The sequence below is a fragment of the Nocardioides deserti genome (assembly GCF_014266025.1).
Taxonomy (GTDB): Bacteria; Actinomycetota; Actinomycetes; order Propionibacteriales; family Nocardioidaceae; genus Nocardioides; species Nocardioides deserti.
Genome location: NZ_JACMYC010000001.1, coordinates 208225 through 223661, shown reverse-complemented (window position 1 = coordinate 223661; position 15437 = coordinate 208225). Strand labels below are relative to the sequence as shown.

The 15437-nt window shown below is 72.2% G+C and carries 16 protein-coding genes; 7 read left to right on the top strand and 9 right to left on the bottom strand.

All coding sequences use genetic code 11. The features are described 5' to 3' along the window. Nucleotides 1–13: 13 nt before the first annotated feature. Nucleotides 14–2131 (bottom strand): DNA gyrase/topoisomerase IV subunit B, encoded by a 2118-nt coding sequence (locus tag H7344_RS01070; RefSeq protein WP_222130142.1) that lies wholly within the window; start codon nucleotides 2129–2131, stop codon nucleotides 14–16. Between the two features lie 421 nt (nucleotides 2132–2552). On the opposite strand from H7344_RS01070, the gene H7344_RS01065 reads away from it, so the two are divergent. The 3 genes from H7344_RS01065 (at nucleotide 2553) to H7344_RS01055 (ending at nucleotide 4214) form a co-directional block, all read left to right on the top strand. Next, nucleotides 2553–2780, top strand: a complete 228-nt coding sequence (locus H7344_RS01065; RefSeq protein WP_166196134.1) for a DUF7455 domain-containing protein — start codon at nucleotides 2553–2555, stop codon at nucleotides 2778–2780. Nucleotides 2781–2892: 112 nt separating this feature from the next. Then, nucleotides 2893–3369 (top strand): DUF456 domain-containing protein, encoded by a 477-nt coding sequence (locus H7344_RS01060; protein WP_186344169.1) that lies wholly within the window; start codon nucleotides 2893–2895, stop codon nucleotides 3367–3369. Next, nucleotides 3369–4214 carry a DMT family transporter gene (locus H7344_RS01055; protein WP_186344168.1) on the top strand — a complete coding sequence of 282 codons (846 nt, stop codon included), beginning with the start codon at nucleotides 3369–3371 and terminating at the stop codon, nucleotides 4212–4214. The genes H7344_RS01060 and H7344_RS01055 overlap by 1 nt, the downstream gene beginning before the upstream one ends. Before the next feature lie 150 nt (nucleotides 4215–4364). On the opposite strand, the gene H7344_RS01050 is transcribed toward H7344_RS01055, so the two are convergent. Beyond that, nucleotides 4365–5669 (bottom strand): RNA polymerase sigma factor, encoded by a 1305-nt coding sequence (locus H7344_RS01050; RefSeq protein WP_373286511.1) that lies wholly within the window; start codon nucleotides 5667–5669, stop codon nucleotides 4365–4367. Between the two features lie 561 nt (nucleotides 5670–6230). Between H7344_RS01050 and H7344_RS01045 the strand changes: the two genes are divergently transcribed. Next, complete coding sequence (locus tag H7344_RS01045; protein WP_186344167.1) at nucleotides 6231–6518, top strand: hypothetical protein; 288 nt, start codon at nucleotides 6231–6233, stop codon at nucleotides 6516–6518. 512 nt (nucleotides 6519–7030) lie between these two features. Next, complete coding sequence (locus tag H7344_RS01040) at nucleotides 7031–7294, top strand: hypothetical protein (RefSeq protein ID WP_186344166.1); 264 nt, start codon at nucleotides 7031–7033, stop codon at nucleotides 7292–7294. On the opposite strand, the gene H7344_RS01035 is transcribed toward H7344_RS01040, so the two are convergent. Together H7344_RS01035 and H7344_RS01030 are read right to left on the bottom strand one after the other, a co-directional pair. Next, nucleotides 7291–7887: a response regulator transcription factor gene (locus H7344_RS01035; protein WP_186344165.1), complete on the bottom strand. Its 597-nt coding sequence runs from the start codon at nucleotides 7885–7887 to the stop codon at nucleotides 7291–7293. The genes H7344_RS01040 and H7344_RS01035 overlap by 4 nt on opposite strands. A 457-nt stretch (nucleotides 7888–8344) precedes the next feature. Next, nucleotides 8345–8539: a hypothetical protein gene (locus H7344_RS01030; RefSeq protein WP_186344164.1), complete on the bottom strand. Its 195-nt coding sequence runs from the start codon at nucleotides 8537–8539 to the stop codon at nucleotides 8345–8347. 805 nt (nucleotides 8540–9344) lie between these two features. Here H7344_RS01030 and H7344_RS21000 point away from each other — a divergent pair. Then, nucleotides 9345–10493: a collagen-like domain-containing protein gene (locus tag H7344_RS21000; protein ID WP_186344163.1), complete on the top strand. Its 1149-nt coding sequence runs from the start codon at nucleotides 9345–9347 to the stop codon at nucleotides 10491–10493. Between the two features lie 419 nt (nucleotides 10494–10912). Here H7344_RS21000 and H7344_RS01020 read toward each other — a convergent pair whose 3' ends face one another. Genes H7344_RS01020 through H7344_RS01010 form a run of 3 tightly spaced genes read right to left on the bottom strand, consistent with a single transcriptional unit; the run spans nucleotide 10913 to nucleotide 12267 of the window. Beyond that, a complete protein-coding gene (locus H7344_RS01020; RefSeq protein WP_186344162.1) occupies nucleotides 10913–11494 on the bottom strand; it encodes an HhH-GPD-type base excision DNA repair protein in 582 nt (193 codons plus the stop codon). Nucleotides 11495–11516: 22 nt separating this feature from the next. Further along, on the bottom strand, nucleotides 11517–11870 hold the full coding sequence (locus H7344_RS01015) for a cupin domain-containing protein (RefSeq protein ID WP_229706820.1): 354 nt from the start codon (nucleotides 11868–11870) through the stop codon (nucleotides 11517–11519). Further along, the gene (locus H7344_RS01010; protein ID WP_186344161.1) at nucleotides 11863–12267 is read right to left on the bottom strand and encodes a universal stress protein; all 405 of its coding nucleotides are present in this window, start codon (nucleotides 12265–12267) and stop codon (nucleotides 11863–11865) included. Before H7344_RS01010 ends, H7344_RS01015 begins: the two co-directional genes overlap by 8 nt. 80 nt (nucleotides 12268–12347) lie before the next feature. On the opposite strand from H7344_RS01010, the gene H7344_RS01005 reads away from it, so the two are divergent. After that, nucleotides 12348–12785 (top strand): hypothetical protein, encoded by a 438-nt coding sequence (locus tag H7344_RS01005; RefSeq protein WP_229706821.1) that lies wholly within the window; start codon nucleotides 12348–12350, stop codon nucleotides 12783–12785. A 10-nt stretch (nucleotides 12786–12795) separates the two neighbouring features. Here the strand turns inward: H7344_RS01005 and H7344_RS01000 are convergent, their stop codons facing one another. Together H7344_RS01000 and H7344_RS00995 are read right to left on the bottom strand one after the other, a co-directional pair. Continuing rightward, a complete protein-coding gene (locus H7344_RS01000; RefSeq protein WP_186344160.1) occupies nucleotides 12796–14259 on the bottom strand; it encodes a glutamate--cysteine ligase family protein in 1464 nt (487 codons plus the stop codon). 81 nt (nucleotides 14260–14340) lie between these two features. After that, nucleotides 14341–15303: a DUF4192 domain-containing protein gene (locus H7344_RS00995; RefSeq protein WP_186344159.1), complete on the bottom strand. Its 963-nt coding sequence runs from the start codon at nucleotides 15301–15303 to the stop codon at nucleotides 14341–14343. Nucleotides 15304–15437 lie beyond the last annotated feature (134 nt).

The window sequence follows — 15437 nt, the reverse complement described above, 5'->3', positions numbered from 1 at the left end:
CACCCGAGCGGCCTCAGGCGTCGAGTGCCTCGACGTCGACCTCGTAGGCGCCCTGGACGATGAACTCCTTGCGCGGGGCGACGTCGGAGCCCATGAGCAGCTCGAAGACGTTGGCGGCCGCGTCGGCGTCGTCGACGGTGATCCGGCGCAGGGTGCGGCGGCGGGGGTCCATGGTGGTCTCGGCCAGCTGGTCGGCATCCATCTCGCCGAGGCCCTTGTAGCGCTGGACCGGGTCCTTCCACTTGACGTTCTTCTTCTTCAGCTCCGCGAGCTTCCGCTGCAGCTGGTCGTCGGAGTAGGTGTAGATGTACTTGTCCATGCCCTTGCGCGGGTTCGAGATCTCGATCCGGTGCAGCGGCGGGACGGCGGAGTAGACCCGGCCCTCGCGGATCAGGTCGGGCATGTACTTGAAGAACAGCGTCGCCAGCAGGCAGCGGATGTGCGCGCCGTCGGAGTCGGCGTCGGCCATGAAGATGATCCGGCCGTAGCGCCGCGCGTCGAGGTCGAAGGTCCGGCCCGAGCCCGCGCCGACGACCTGGATGATCGAGGCACACTCGGTGTTCTTCAGCATGTCGCCGACCGAGGCCTTCTGGACGTTGAGGATCTTGCCGCGGATCGGCAGCAGCGCCTGGAACTCGGAGTTCCGCGCGAGCTTCGCCGTGCCGAGCGCGGAGTCACCCTCGACGATGAACAGCTCGGTGCGGTCGTTGTCGGTCGCGCGGCAGTCGGCGAGCTTGGCGGGCAGCGCGGAGGACTCAAGCGCGTTCTTCCGCCGCTGGGTCTCCTTGTGCTGACGCGCGGCGATGCGGGTCTTCGCCGCGCCGACCACCTTCTCCATGACCAGCTTGGCCTGCGCCTTCTCCTGGCGCTTGGTCGAGGTCAGGAACGACTTCAGCTCTGCGGCGACCACACGGCGTACGACGGTGCGCGCGGCGGGGGTGCCGAGGATCTCCTTGGTCTGGCCCTCGAACTGCGGCTCGGCCAGCCGCACGGTGACGACCGCGGTCATGCCCTCGAGCACGTCGTCCTTGGTGACGTCGTCGTCGTTGACCTTGAGCACCTTCGCGGCCTTCATCGCGTCGTTGAAGGTGCGGGTGACCGCCTGCTCGAAGCCGGCGACGTGGGTGCCGCCCTTGGGCGTGGCGATGACGTTGACGAAGGAGCGGACCTCGGTGTCGTAGCCGGTCCCCCACCGCACCGCGACGTCGACGGCCAGCTCGCGCTCGACCTCCTGGGGGGTCATGTGCCCCTTGTCGTCGAGCAGCGGCACGGTCTCGGTGAACGTGCCCGAGCCCTGCAGCCGCAGCACGTCGGTGACCGGCTCGTCGTGCGCCAGGAACTCGGTGAACTCGGTGATGCCGCCGTCGTGGCGGAACTTCTCCTCGACCAGCTCAGGCCCCCGCAGGTCGCGGATGACCAGCTCGAGGCCCGGCACGATGAACGACGTCTGGCGGGCGCGCGTGACCAGCTCGTCGTAGACGAAGCCGGCGTCCTTGGTGAAGATCTGCCGGTCCGGCCAGAAGCGGATCCGCGTGCCGCTGCGGCCCTTCGCCACCCGGCCGCCCTTGCGGGTCAGGCCCGAGCGCGGCTCGAAGTCGGCGCCGGGGTCCTCGTCGGTCGCGAAGACGCCGGGGACGCCGCGGCGAAACGAGAGGCCCTGGACCGCCGGCGAGCGCTCGACGTCGATGTCCATCCGCGTGGACAGGGCGTTGACCACCGAGAGGCCGACGCCGTGCAGGCCGCCGGTGGCGACGTACGACCCGCCGCCGAACTTGCCACCCGCGTGCAGCTTGGTCGCCACGACCTCGACGCCGGGCAGCCCGGTCTTGGGCTCCTTGTCGGTCGGGATGCCGCGCCCGTCGTCGTGGACCTCGGCCGAGCCGTCGGGGTGCAGCGTGACCTCGACGCGGGCCGCGTGGCCACCGAGCGCCTCGTCGACGCCGTTGTCGATGATCTCCCACAGGCAGTGCATGAGCCCGCGGGTGTCGGTCGAGCCGATGTACATCCCCGGGCGCTTGCGGACCGCCTCGAGGCCCTCGAGGACCAGGAGGTGCGCTGCGTTGTAGGTGTTGTCGGCGATCGTGGGGCTCCTGCGGTACGGCGGGTCCGGCGGTCCCCGGGCAGCCGTCAGCCGGCTGCGGCGATCCGTCGGTGGGGTGGCTCCGAATCTACCTACGACACGCCGTGACCCCGAGGAGCCACGCCAGGTCCGGCCACCACTACGGTGAGCCGCAGCACAGCCGGCACCATCCAGCAGGACCCCAGCAGCACCCAGCAGCACGCGGGACGTCACGATGCGGACACGATCCGGCTCGGACTGAGCGGAACGGGCACCGTGACGGTCCGCACCCCGTCACAATCCGTAGGACCAGTCGTTGTTCCTCCCGAAGGGTGAACGTGATCCGGACCTCCCGGCCCGGCGCATGGAAACCCCGAGATCGGGCAACACTGATCGTGATGAGATCGAGGTGTCAGGCACCACGTGACCGCGGGAATCCTTCGCCCCGCTCACACGTTGAGCCTGGTACCGAGACTGAAGAAATGAGGCCGATGTGACCACTGCCGTTGCCCCCAGCGCACCGCTGACCGCCGCGGACCGCTGTGACCGCTGCGGAGCCCAGGCCTACCTCCGTGTGGAGCTCCAGACGGGCGGAGAGCTGCTCTTCTGCGCCCACCACGCACGCGAGCACGGCGACAAGCTCAAGGAGATCGCGGCGAACGTCGTCGACGAGACCCACAAGCTGACCGGCACCCCGGCAGCCGCTCCCGACGAGCGCTGACCGACCGACACCCAGACCTAGCGATGGCCCCGGACGATGTCCGGGGCCATCGGCCATTTCCACCCCGGCCACCGCGGCCGGACCAGACCACCCACCGTGACAGGCTGACGCCGTGAGCCTGCTCGAGGTCCTCGTCGCCGTCGCGATCGCGATCGGCATCGTCGGCGTGCTCGTCCCCGTCCTCCCCGGCACCCTGCTCGTCCTCGCCGCAGTTCTGGTCTGGGCCGTCGACGTCGGCGGCAGCACCGCGTGGACGGTGTTCGCGGTGGCCACCGTCGTCCTCGCGCTGGGTGCGGTGGTCAAGTACGCCGTGCCGGGCCGCCGCCTGCAGGACGCCGGCATCCCGAGCTCGACGCTGGTGGTCGGCGGCGTGCTCGGCTTCGTCGGCTTCTTCGTCGTCCCCGTGGCGGGCCTGCTCCTCGGCTTCGTGCTCGGCGTCTACCTCGCCGAGCACCGGCGGCTCGGTGCCCGCGCGGCGTGGCCGTCGACGGTGCACGCGCTCAAGGCCGCCGGGCTCAGCATCCTCATCGAGCTGCTCGCCGCGCTCCTCGCGGCGGCCACCTGGACCGTCGGCGTCGTCGTCACCTGATGGGCGCCCTCCTGGCGCTCGGGGCCGCGCTCACCTACGGCCTCGGCGACTTCGTGGGCGGCTTCGCCTCGCAGCGGGCCACCGCGTGGGCCGTGGCCTTCACCGCCCAGCTCGCCGGCGCGACCGCCGTCCTCGCTCTCGCCACAGTCGTCGACGGCTCCCCCACCGGCGCCGACCTCGGCTGGGCAGTCCTCGGCGGGATCGGCAACGGGCTCGGCACCGCGTTCCTCTACCGCGGGCTCTCGTCCGGACGGATGGGTGTCGTCGCGCCGGTCTCCGGCGTCGGCGCCACCCTCGTGCCGGTCGTCGTCGGGCTCCTGGCCGGTGAGCGCCCGAGCCTGCTGGTCTGGCTCGGCTTCCTCGCCGCCCTGCCAGCGATCTGGCTGGTCGCCCGGCAGCCGGCCGGCGTCGCCGTGGACGGCCGCCCTGCCCCACGGTCGTCCGGACTGGCCGACGGCGTGCTCGCCGGGCTGGGCTTCGGCGCGATGTTCGCCGCGCTCGCGGAGGTCCGAGAGGGCGCCGGACTGCTCCCCCTGGCGGTCAACCAGGGTGTCGCCGGCCTGGCGATCGTCGCCGTGGCGGTCCTGGTGCGTGTTCCGTGGGTCCCGCGTGAGCGCGGCGCCGCGCTGGGAGTGGTCAGCGGCCTGCTGGGCGCCACCGCCACCGGGCTGTTCCTGCTGGCCACTCGCGAGGACCTGCTCGCGGTCGCCGCCGTCCTGACCTCGCTCTACCCCGCCGTGACCGTCCTCCTGGCCGCGCTCGTCCTCCGCGAGACCGTCCACCGCGGCCAGGCCGTCGGCCTGGCCCTCTGCGCAGCCGCCGTCGTGCTGGTCGCCGGCGGCTGACCGCCCACCCCGGACGTCCTGCGGACGGAGCCGCCGGTCGCACCGTCCGCATGACGTCCGCGACCCCTACGCGTCCAGGGACGACCGAGCCCCGCGACCTCGGGCGAGGTACGGGGCTCGGTCGGTTCCGGCGTACGCCGGCTGGGCCGGTCAGTCCAGGTAGTCGCGCAGGACCTGCGAGCGCGACGGGTGGCGCAGCTTGGACATCGTCTTCGACTCGATCTGGCGGATCCGCTCACGGGTCACGCCGTAGACCTTGCCGATCTCGTCGAGGGTCTTGGGCTGGCCGTCGGTGAGGCCGAAGCGCATGCTGACGACGCCCGCCTCGCGCTCGGAGAGCGTGTCGAGGACGGCGTGCAGCTGCTCCTGGAGCAGCGTGAACGACACCGCGTCGGCCGGGACGATCGCCTCGGAGTCCTCGATGAGGTCACCGAACTCGCTGTCCCCGTCCTCGCCGAGGGGGGTGTGCAGCGAGATGGGCTCGCGGCCGTACTTCTGGACCTCGATGACCTTCTCGGGGGTCATGTCGAGCTCCTTGGCCAGCTCCTCCGGGGTGGGCTCGCGGCCCAGGTCCTGGAGCATCTGGCGCTGGACGCGGGCCAGCTTGTTGATGACCTCGACCATGTGCACCGGGATGCGGATGGTGCGGGCCTGGTCGGCCATGGCGCGGGTGATCGCCTGGCGGATCCACCACGTGGCGTACGTCGAGAACTTGTAGCCCTTGGTGTAGTCGAACTTCTCGACCGCACGGATCAGGCCGAGGTTGCCCTCCTGGATCAGGTCCAGGAAGAGCATGCCGCGGCCGGTGTAGCGCTTGGCCAGCGAGACGACGAGGCGGAGGTTGGCCTCGAGCAGGTGGTTCTTGGCGCGGCGGCCGTCCTCGGCGATCCACTCGAGCTCCTCGAGGAGCTTCGGGGTGATCTTGCCGCCCTTGGCGAGCTTCTCCTCCGAGAACAGGCCGGCCTCGATCCGCTTGGCGAGCTCGACCTCCATCTCGGCGTTGAGCAGCGGGACCTTGCCGATCTGCTTGAGGTAGTCCTTGACCGGGTCCGCGGTCGCGCCGGCGACCATGACCTGCTGGGCCGGCTCGTCGGTCTCGTCGGCCGAGGACACCACGAACGACGAGGTGGCCGTGGCCTCCTCCTCGTCCGCCTTGATGGTCGGGTCCTGGGCGACGTCCTTCTCGAACTGCTCGTCCGGGACGTCCGGGAGGATCTTCTTGCCGTCGGGGCCGATGACCGGCGCCGCGACGACGGGCTCGACCGCCTCCGCGGCGGCCTTGGCGGCAGCGGACTTGGCGGTCTTCGCCGCCGTCTTCTTCGCCGGAGCCGGTGCCGCGGCCTCCTCGGCCGGGGCGGCGGCGGCCTTCTTGGCCGGCGCCTTCTTGGCCGTCTTGGCGGTCGTCGTCTTGCGGGCCGTCGTCGCGGCCACGGCGCGCTGGGCGCTGGCGCTCACGTCGACGGAGATGCCCAGCGAGCTGAGGTGCGCCAGGAGCGACTTGAGGTGGCGCGGCTCGACGGCCGCGTCCTCGCTCGCCTGACGAACATCCTCGGGGCTCAGGCTGCCCGACGGCTTACCCCGCTCGATGAGGGCCACAACGGCTGGGTGCGAGAGCACCTCGGCAGGGATCTTGCGCGCGGTCGAGGACACGAACACCTCTCGTCAACAACAGACTGGTGAAACTAACGGCGAGGCGACTCTCGGGCGCAACAAAGCCCGCACATGTCAAGAGCCGCGGTTCTCATTCTGCCACGGGGTCGGTGAGGGTGCGGCATCAGCACCCTCTCCGGCCGCGAACTCGGCCCGGTGGTCCAGAGCGCCGGCCGACGTGCCGCCGCTGGCGGGCCCGGGGTTGTGGGCGGGCGCACACCTGTTCACCCTGATGGGTGGGAGGCCCGGCGCGGAGGGCGGGCACCGAAGGACCAGTCGCTCCGGCGACTTCCCCCGAAGTGCCCAGCCGGTTGCCGAACGTCATGGGGTCAGCAGTCCGGCGGCACACCCTCAAGGAGCACACGCATGTCTGCACACACACACGACGCCACCACCTACCCGACCCGCCGCCGGATCAGCACCGAGACGAAGGCCTCGGTCAAGACGACCGAGCTCATCGCCTACGTCGCGGCCGTCATCGGCGTGCTCATCGCCTCCGCGGTGGTCGACGCCTCGGACTTCGGCGCCCAGGAGGCGTGGTTCTACGTCACCCTGCTGACCATCGGCTACATGGTGAGCCGCGGCCTCGCGAAGTCCGGCAGCCGCGACTTCTACGACGACGACCAGGACGGCCGAGCCAGCCACCAGGCCTGAGCCCGCCCTTGCACCACCAGGACCGCCCTCGACGCACGCGTCGAGGGCGGTCCTGCGTCTTCGGGGTCGGTCAGTCCGCCTTCGCCTTGGTCGCGGCCTTCTTCTCCTTCTTGGCGGCCCGTGTGGTGGCTGCTGATGGCTGCCGAGGGCCGCCGTGCGCTGACCTGAACGAACGCCACGGAGACCGGTGATCGCCGTTGAGGTCGGCGGACGTCTTGCGGACTGTCCGCCGACTCCCATCAAGCAGCCCCCGCCTGCGCGGGAACACCGACGAGGGCCCAGGAACCACGTGCAACGGAGGCACGAAGAACCAAGACCACATCATCCAACGACGCGCGGCGGGGTAGCCAGCGCGTGCTGGGCATCACAGCTAGGCAGGCGGCCGAGCCGAATCGGAGGAAGCTCGAACGCAAGTGGCTCTCCGCCGCGGGGCGTCGCGTCGGAACTGACGAACACCTGGCTCGCCGCTAGCCGTCGCCCTTGTGTCGGCGGCCGGTGGTGCACTCCGCCGCATGGGCGCGAGCAACCGGGACCGGATGGACGTGAGCCGGCCGACGCCGGTGTGGGTGGACGAGTCGACGAAGTTCGCCGGGCCGGTCTCGCCGGGGATCTTGCTCGAGTGGCGTCAGGTCGATGGTCACCCTGAGCCTCGGTGGGAGGGCCTGGTGACGTTCGCTGTCGGCGGCGGGGAGCTGCCGTGGAGCGTGGAGACGAAGTGGGTGCGGGAGGCGTGCCTGCTGCCGATGGCGCCGCTGCTGCCGCCGATCGCCCGCTAGACCGAGGCCTCGGGTTCGACCGTCCTGCTGTGCCGCTGTTGGCCGTAGACCCACGCGACCGCTTGGCTGCGTCGTACCACGCCGATCTTCCGGTAGGCCTGCCGGACGTAGACCTTGACGGTGTTGACGCCGATGAGCATCTCCGTGGCGATCTGGACGTTGGACAGACCCGCAGCGACGAGTCGAAGCGTCCGTTCCTCCTGGCCGCTCAGCCGCAAGGCGGGGTCGAACTGGCTGTGGTTGTCGGCAACGGTCAGGTCCTCCTCACGGGCGGCGCGCAGAATGGCGTCGCGGATCTCGTGGTTCGACGCTGCTGCTGGGATGACGCCGCCGGTCGCGAACGTTTGCGCCAGGGTGGGCGGCCCGCCGGCGCGTTGGTCGTCCAGAAGCGCGAGGCGGACGAGGCCATGGGCGGCGGTCAGTGCGTGGCGCTGGGTAGCGCAGGCGTGTCGGTCGAACACGACCAGGTCGAGATCGGCGGGCCAGGGCGGCGCGTCGAGTTCGACGACGACGTGGTCGTGGAGGAGCGTGGCGAGTGCGGTGCGGATGATCTCGAACCCGCTCAGGACCCCGATGCGGGTGGGTTGGTCCATGTCAGGTCCTTGCCCGTCACCGGGCAGCAGGAATACCGCCCGAACAGGTGAGTCCGACGCGACCTGGTGGCCCGGCGCCTGGGCACTACCTCATGTGGACGATGCGCGCCCAACCGGGACGCCGGGCGCACTCGAGCGGGCACTGCTTGTTCCCAGACTCAAGCCAGGCGCGGCTCCCCGGGATTGGCCTGGGGCCCGCCGATCACGGAGGCGGGTGCAGCTCGGCGGCCGGCAGCAGCCAGGGCTCACCGGATCCGCCGGGCTCACCACGCGCGCTGCGTGGGACGCATGGCCGAGTGCGAGTACGGCAACGACTGCCCGTCAGCGGCGGTCGCGCTCGTGCCTGTGGACCCGGTCGACCTGCTGGCGTGCGCGGAGCACGTCGAGCAGGCGCTGGCGTGGGAGCCGGACCTCAGGCCACCTGGCTCGACGAAGCGACGGGTGAGGCGGCAGCGTCCTAGCCCGCGGCCGGCGCCTGAACGGCCCGCTCCGGGAGCTCGGCCATCACCACCGCGTCCGGAGAGACGCTCGAGTCGATCCATACCCTGCTCGCCCCTGCATCGAGGAGCGCTGCCTCGACCCCGGTGAGCACGGTGTCGACCAGCTCGTGTGGGATCTGGCGGTGCATGGTGAGGACAGGGACGACGCGCACGGCGGACGATCCTAGTAAGGACCGCTTCCAGGTCGGACGGCCGACCTCTCGGTGACGACGTATCACCGAGGGCAACATGGGGGACCATCGCGGGCGGGCCCACGTCGCTTCGGGTCCGCCGGCCCCGGGCCTTGGCAGTGGGACTTGGCAGTGGGACTTGGGCCGGCCTCGCAATCGGTCCGCGCCCCGCTCGCCGGCCGCTCCTCCCAGGCGCGGCCGACAAGCCCGGGATTCCGAGGGCGTACGACCTCGTCCTGTGCCCGTTCGTCAGACGTCCAACGGCTGGGGAGGGATAGGTCACGGAGCCGCTGGGTGACCAGGACGCTCGGCGGCCGGGTCAGCGGCAGTTGATCCCCCCAGAGCCGGTGGCCCGGCCGCCCACCGGTCCGAGTCCGCAGGTGGCGGGTACCTGATGCGTGCCGCCGGCCCGGGTCCCATGCAGATCCGGGTCGGCGGTGTCGGCCCTCACCGCGCGTGGTGTCCGCGAGTAGGTCAAGGGCACCCCGGCTGGGTGGCTGCACCGACAGGGTCGACGGTACGCGCTAGATCGCGTCAGCTGGCGGGCCATCAGGTCCTGCGGGCTCGGACCTGATCCGACCTGGCTGCGGGTCCGGATACTCCCGGTCGGCTTCGGCACGGAGGCATCTGGGGGAGCCCGCGCCACCGACGATTCGCCGGCCGCGGCGAACCTGCCGACGCGGCCGGGCTGTCCGGGGCATTCGGTCGAACGCCTGCGCGCTCGCCCATCGGGGTGGGACGCTCAGCCGTCGTACTCGTCGTACCCGTCGGACCCGAAGGGCCACCTGTGTTCTCTCGCATCAATCGCTCGCGCGCCGCCGGTGTCGCGGTCGCCGCTGTCGCGCTCACCGCAGCTGTCGGCGGCGCCTACGCCGCGACAGGCAAGAAGGCGGAGGCCAAGGTCATCGACGGCTGCTACGCCGTGGCGACCGGCAACCTCCGCATCGAAACCAAGAACGCGCCGTGCCGGGTCAACGCCGCGTGGTCGAAGCGCGAGCGTCGTATCTCGTGGAACCAGGAGGGTGAGCCCGGCGAGGACGGCCTGCCCGGCCTGGACGGCGTCGCAGGTGCGGACGGTAAGGACGGCGTCGACGGCAAGGACGGCGCTGCTGGGGCAGTGGGCCCGGTTGGGTCGGCGGGACCTGCTGGTCCGCACGGCCCGATCGGTCCGCAAGGCGCTGCCGGCAAGGACGGCGAGACGGGCCCGCAGGGCCCCATCGGGCTGCAGGGGTTGTTGGGCGCGATCGGACCCCAGGGACTCCCTGGGCTTGATGGCGTGGACGGCCTGGATGGGGTCGATGGCAAGGACGGGGTCGACGGCAAGGATGGCGCCGCGGGGGCAGTGGGCCCCGTGGGGCCCGCCGGTCCGAAGGGCGACACCGGCGCTACCGGCCCGATTGGCCTGCAGGGTCCGGCCGGCCCGGTTGGCCCTGCCGGTCCGAAGGGCGACACCGGCGCTACGGGTCCGCAAGGCCCTGCCGGCACCGGCGGCTACCAGATCCGCGACGGCAGTGGTGACCTCATCGGGACCTCCGTTGGCATGTATCAGGGCGGCGTCACCGTGCTGACCTCGGCCGGCTACCTTCTCGACCTGGGCTGGGACGGCTCGATGTACCCCGCGCAGGCCTACTACACAGGCGCGTCCTGCACGGGGACTGCTTACCTCAACGCCGGGTCTGACGACCCCTCCACCGTCTTCGCGAAGTCGGTCGTCTACCTCGGCACGCCCAAGACCTTCGCTGTCCCTGACGTCAGCGCCGGTGCCATGACGTCGGCGAACGAGGCGCTCACGGCAGCCACGATCGACAACCCTGGCTGCGGGACGAGCGCCGGAACTCGACACGGCTACAAGCTGCGCAGCGCGACCGCCGCGAGCCTCGGCCTGCCGGCGCTCGCTGGAGCAGGGCAGTTCGAAGCTCCGCTGTCGATCGGCTGACCTCCGCACCGGAGGAGAACAGCGCGACGCCGCCCCCGTCACCTGCGGCTAGGTGACGGTGGCGGTGGCGGCGTAAGGCAGCGACAGCAGGACGGCCCCGTCGGCCCGGTGAAGTCCCGCAAGGCCCGCTGGGTCGTCCCGGTCGGCTCCGTGGTCGTTGACGCGCTGGTGGCCCCCTCGCGGCGTTCCCGAGCGAAGGCACGCTCTTCACCGACGAGGTCGGCGAGCCGCTGCTGTACCGCCGCTGGCGCACCGTCGCCGAGGCAGCGGCTCGGGCGGCCGGCGTCGACCTCACCGCGCACGACCTGCGGCGCTTCTACGCCTCGGCGCTGATCGCCGGGGGGCGCGTCGGTCAAGCAGGTGCAGGAGCGCCTTGGCCCACGCGGACTGCGACGGTCCGCAATGGCTAGACCCGCAGGTCAGTCCGCCTTCGCCTTGGCCGCGGCCTTCTTCTCCTTCTTGAAGTCGCGCACCTTCTGCAGCGAGTCGCCGTCGACGACGTCGGCCACGGAGCGGTAGCCCTCGAGCGCGTAGTCGCCGACCGCCTGCTCCCAGCCCTCGGGGCGGACGCCGAGCTGCTTGGCGAGCAGCGCCACGAAGATCTGCGCCTTCTGCTTCCCGAAGCCCGGCAGCTCCTGGACCCGCTTGAGCAGGTCCTTGCCGGTCGTCGCCTCGGTCCACAGCCGCTCGGTGCGTCCGTCGTACTTCTCCTCGACCAGCGCGGCGAGGGCCTGCAGGCGGGTGGCCATCGAGCCCGGGAAGCGGTGGATCGCCGGCGGGGTCGAGCACAGCGCCGCGAACTCCTCGGGATCGGCGGCGGCGATGCGCGCCGGCTCGAGGGTCCCGAACCGCTCGAGCACCTTCGCGGGACCGCGGAAGGCGTGCTCCATCGGGTACTGCTGGTCGAGCATCATCCCCACGAGCAGGGCGAACGGGTCCTCGGTCAGGACGCGGTCGGCCGTGTCGTCCCCGGTGATGTGGATGGCAGGCGTGCTGGACATGGGCCCATCCTGCCCGAGCCGCTCAGGTGGCCGGGCGGGTGCCGGTGACGACGGTGAGCAGCACGACGGCGTCGGTGAGCGCCTCGAGGTCGTGCCGGTCGGACGGGATGACCAGCAGGTCGCCCTCGGCGCCGTCCCAGGTCTCGGTGCCTGCGTGCAGGCGCACCGACCCGCTCAGGACCTGGAGGGTGGCCTCCCCCGGTGACTCGTGCTCGCCGAGCCGTCGCCCGCCGACCAGCGCGATGAGCGTCTGGCGCAGGCGGTGCTCCTGTCCGCCGTACGTCGTGTGGGCGCTGCGGCCGGCATCCGCGGACCGCGCCTTGTCCAGGTGCTCCTCGACCAGCGAGGTCAGCGACGCGGCGTGCACGTCACTCACCGCCCTTGACAGCGAGCACCGGGCACTTGGCGTCGAGCAGGATCCGCTGGGCGTTGCTGCCGAGGATCAGCTTGCCGACCGGCGACCGGCGGCGCAGGCCGATGACGATCAGCTCGGCGTCGTTGGCCTCCGCGATGCTGATCAGGTCCTCCGCCGGCTCGAAGCCGCGAATGAGGTGCCGCACCTCGTGCTCGACCTCGGCCCCGGCGAGCCGCGCCTGGACGGCCTCCAGCTCGGCCTCGGCGGCCGCGGCGGCCTCGCGGTCCAGGTCCGGCCCACCGCGGTGGGAGTTCACGACGACCAGCCTCGCGCCGCGCAGTCGTGCCTCGTCGATCGCCGTCGCCAGCGCTGCCTCGCCCTCGGGCTTCGGCACGTAGCCGACCACCACGGTTCCCATGCGGCGCACGGTAGCCGATGGGCGGTGAGGCCTGTGGAGAGCGACGAGCGGCCGCGACCGGTCTCGGGAAGGCTGGGCACGTGCCGTCCACCGCTCCGGGGATCCCGGTCCCCGTCCCCGCCGACCTCGACCGGCTGCTGCGGCGGGCGGTGCTCGACCACGCGCGGTCCGAGCGCCGGCGGGTCCACCTGCCGCTGGTCCACGTCGGCGTGCCGGGCGGCCCCGAGCGGGTGCTGGCGGTCCGCGCCGAGGACCGGCTGGACCACGCGCTCCGCGCGGACGCGCTCGCGGCGATGCGGGCGACCGTCCTGCGGCAGGACTCGGCCGAGCCGCTCGTGTGGTTGACCCGGACCGGAGAGCTGGACCTCCAGGACGTCGACGTGGCCTGGCTGGCGGCGGCCCGCACGGCGTACGCCGAGGCCGGGGCGCCGCTGGTCATGGTCGTGGCGAACCGTCGCGGCTGGCGCGACCCGCGCTCGGGAGCGAGCCGGACCTGGCAGCGGCTCCGCCAACGGTGAAGCGGGACCATCAGTCCCAGGTGTGGACCGGGTCGTTGCTGTGCATCCGCTCGCGGTACTCCAGCAGCGTGGCGCGCAGGGCGTCGTACCGCTCCTGGTCGCTCCGCTCGTGCATGCGCCGGGCGAACCACTCCGCACCGTTGACCCCGGTGAGGCAGCGCTGCTCGATGATGCCGAGCAGGCGGTCCGACTCCGCCGCGTCGACGCCCCATGCCTCGAGCCCGGCCCGGGCCATCGGCAGCAGCCGGCGCAGCACCAGCTCGGTCGCGCGGACCTGGCCGACGCCGGGCCAGTAGACGTGGGCGTCGATGCCCTGCTGGGCGGCGACGTGGAAGTTCTCCTCCGCGGCGCTGAAGGACATCTGCGACCACAGCGGCCGCTCGCTCTCGGCCAGGTGGCGGACCAGCCCGAAGTAGAAGGCGGCGTTGGCCATCGTGTCGGCGACGGTCGGGCCGGCGGCCAGCACGCGGTTCTCCACCCGCAGGTGCGGCACTCCCCCGGCGATGTCGTAGACCGGCCGGTTCCAGCGGTAGATCGTGCCGTTGTGCAGCCGCAGCTCGGCGAGGTTCGGCGTGCCGCCGCCCTCGAGCACGGCGAGGGGGTCCTCCTCGTCGGTGATCGGCAGCAGCGCCGGGAAGTAGCGGACGTTCTCCTCGAACAGGTCGAAGACCGAGGTCACCCACCGCTCGCCGAACCACACCCGCGGCCGCACGCCCTGGGCCTTGAGCTCCTCGCCCCGGGTGTCGGTGGCCTGCTCGAAGAGCGGGATCCGGGTCTCGCGCCACAGCTCCCGGCCGAGGAGGTACGGCGAGTTCGCGCCGACCGCGAGCTGGACCGCGGAGATCGCCTGCGAGGCGTTCCAGTACGACGCGAACTGGGCCGGCGAGGTCTGCACGTGGAACTGCGTGCTGGTGCACGCCGCCTCCGGGACGATCGAGTCGGTCGTCGTCACCAGCCGCTCGGGGCCGTCGATGGAGATCGAGATGTCCTCGCCGCGGGCGTCGAGGATCTGCTCGCTGAGCAGCTTGTAGCGCGGGTTGGGGCTGAGGCTGTCCGGGCTCATGTGCTCGCCGGTCAGCGTCGGCAGGATGCCGATCATCACCAGGTGGGCGCCGACGGCGGCCGACTTGGCCTCCGCGTCGTTGAGACTGCGCCGCAGGGTGTCCTCGAAGGTGGTCAGCCCGCCCTCGCGCAACCGCGCCGGCGGCACGTTGATCTCGATGTTGAACTGGCCGAGCTCGGTCTGGAAGTCGGGGTCGGCGATCGCCTCGAGCGCCACGGCGTTGCGCAGGGCGGGGTCGCCGCGCTCGTCGACGAGGTTGAGCTCGACCTCGAGACCGGTCATCGGGTCGTCGGTGTCGAACCGGGAGTCCCGCAGCATCCGCGCGAAGACGTCCAGGCACCGGCGGACCTTCTCCCGGTGCCGCGTGCGGTCGTTCCGCGAGAACTCCTGGGCGTCGACCTCCTCACCCATGTCGGCCGACCTCCGCCGGGATGCGGGCACCCGTCGCTGCGCTGCTCACGCCGGAGCAGGTACCCACTTCGCCCGGACGGGTCAGCCGGTCCCGGCGTCGTCCCAGACCGTGGGCGGGACGGCGTTGGTGAGCACCTGGGCGATGTAGCCGGCCAGCCGGTGACCCGGCGCCACGTCGAGGCAGCGGTCGACCGCGCACCAGGCGAGCGCGCCGTGCCCGGAGAGCCAGGCAGCGAAGGCCAGCAGCGCGGCCGGGCCGGCGAGGAACGCGTCGGGCGTGCGGCGGACGACGTCGGTCCAGAACCGGACGTGCGCGGTCGCGTCGGCACGGCGCATCCGCTCCCACGCCGCGTCCCGGACCGGCACGTCCAGCATGCCGACGACCAGCCGGGCGACCTCGGCGTCGGTCGGGCTGGTGCCGGCCCCCACGCAGCGGACGACGAGGGCGGCCGCCCACCGGCTCTCCTCCGCCGGTGACGACGCGCCGCCCGGCAGCGCGACCACCGCCTCGAGGACGGCGTGCACCGCGGCCGGCGACGCCGCCACGGACGCCTCCAGCTCCTCACGCGAGTCGAGCGTGACCCGGCCCTCGAGGACCGCCTGCGCGGCGAACGGGTGGGCCGAGACGTCGTACGGCACGCCGTGAGCCGGTACGTCGCCGCGCGGGCCGCTCGCGACGTACCACCGGCCCTCGTGGGCGCGGACCGCGTCGACGACGTCGATCCCGGCCCGGGTGAACGCCCGGATGACGGCCCGGCCGGTCCAGGCCGCGGCGCGCTCGTCGCCGGTGAGGACGACGAGCGCGACGGCGCGCACCCGTTGCCGGCGGCACGGCTCGAGCAGCTGCCGGGCGGCCGCCTCGGCCTCGGGCTCGGTCGTCGGCACGTCGATGCGGGCGTGGAGGGAGCGGTCGCCGCCGAAGGTCAGCAGGACGACCGACTCGTGTGGTCGGAAGCCGAGGACGACGGGCACGGCGGCCAGGAGGTCCTCGGTCGTGCGGGCGGTGAAGGGGGAACGGCCGGTGGCCGGGTGCGATGTGGTCATGGTGCGACGCTCCCCGGGGCCACCGGCCGTGGCGGGACTCCGCCGTGGGGGCTGTGGACGGAGCCGCGCGGGGCGGCGTCTGGGGACGGAAGGTGGGCCGCGGGTAGGTTCCGGCGCATGACCGGCCGGACGGG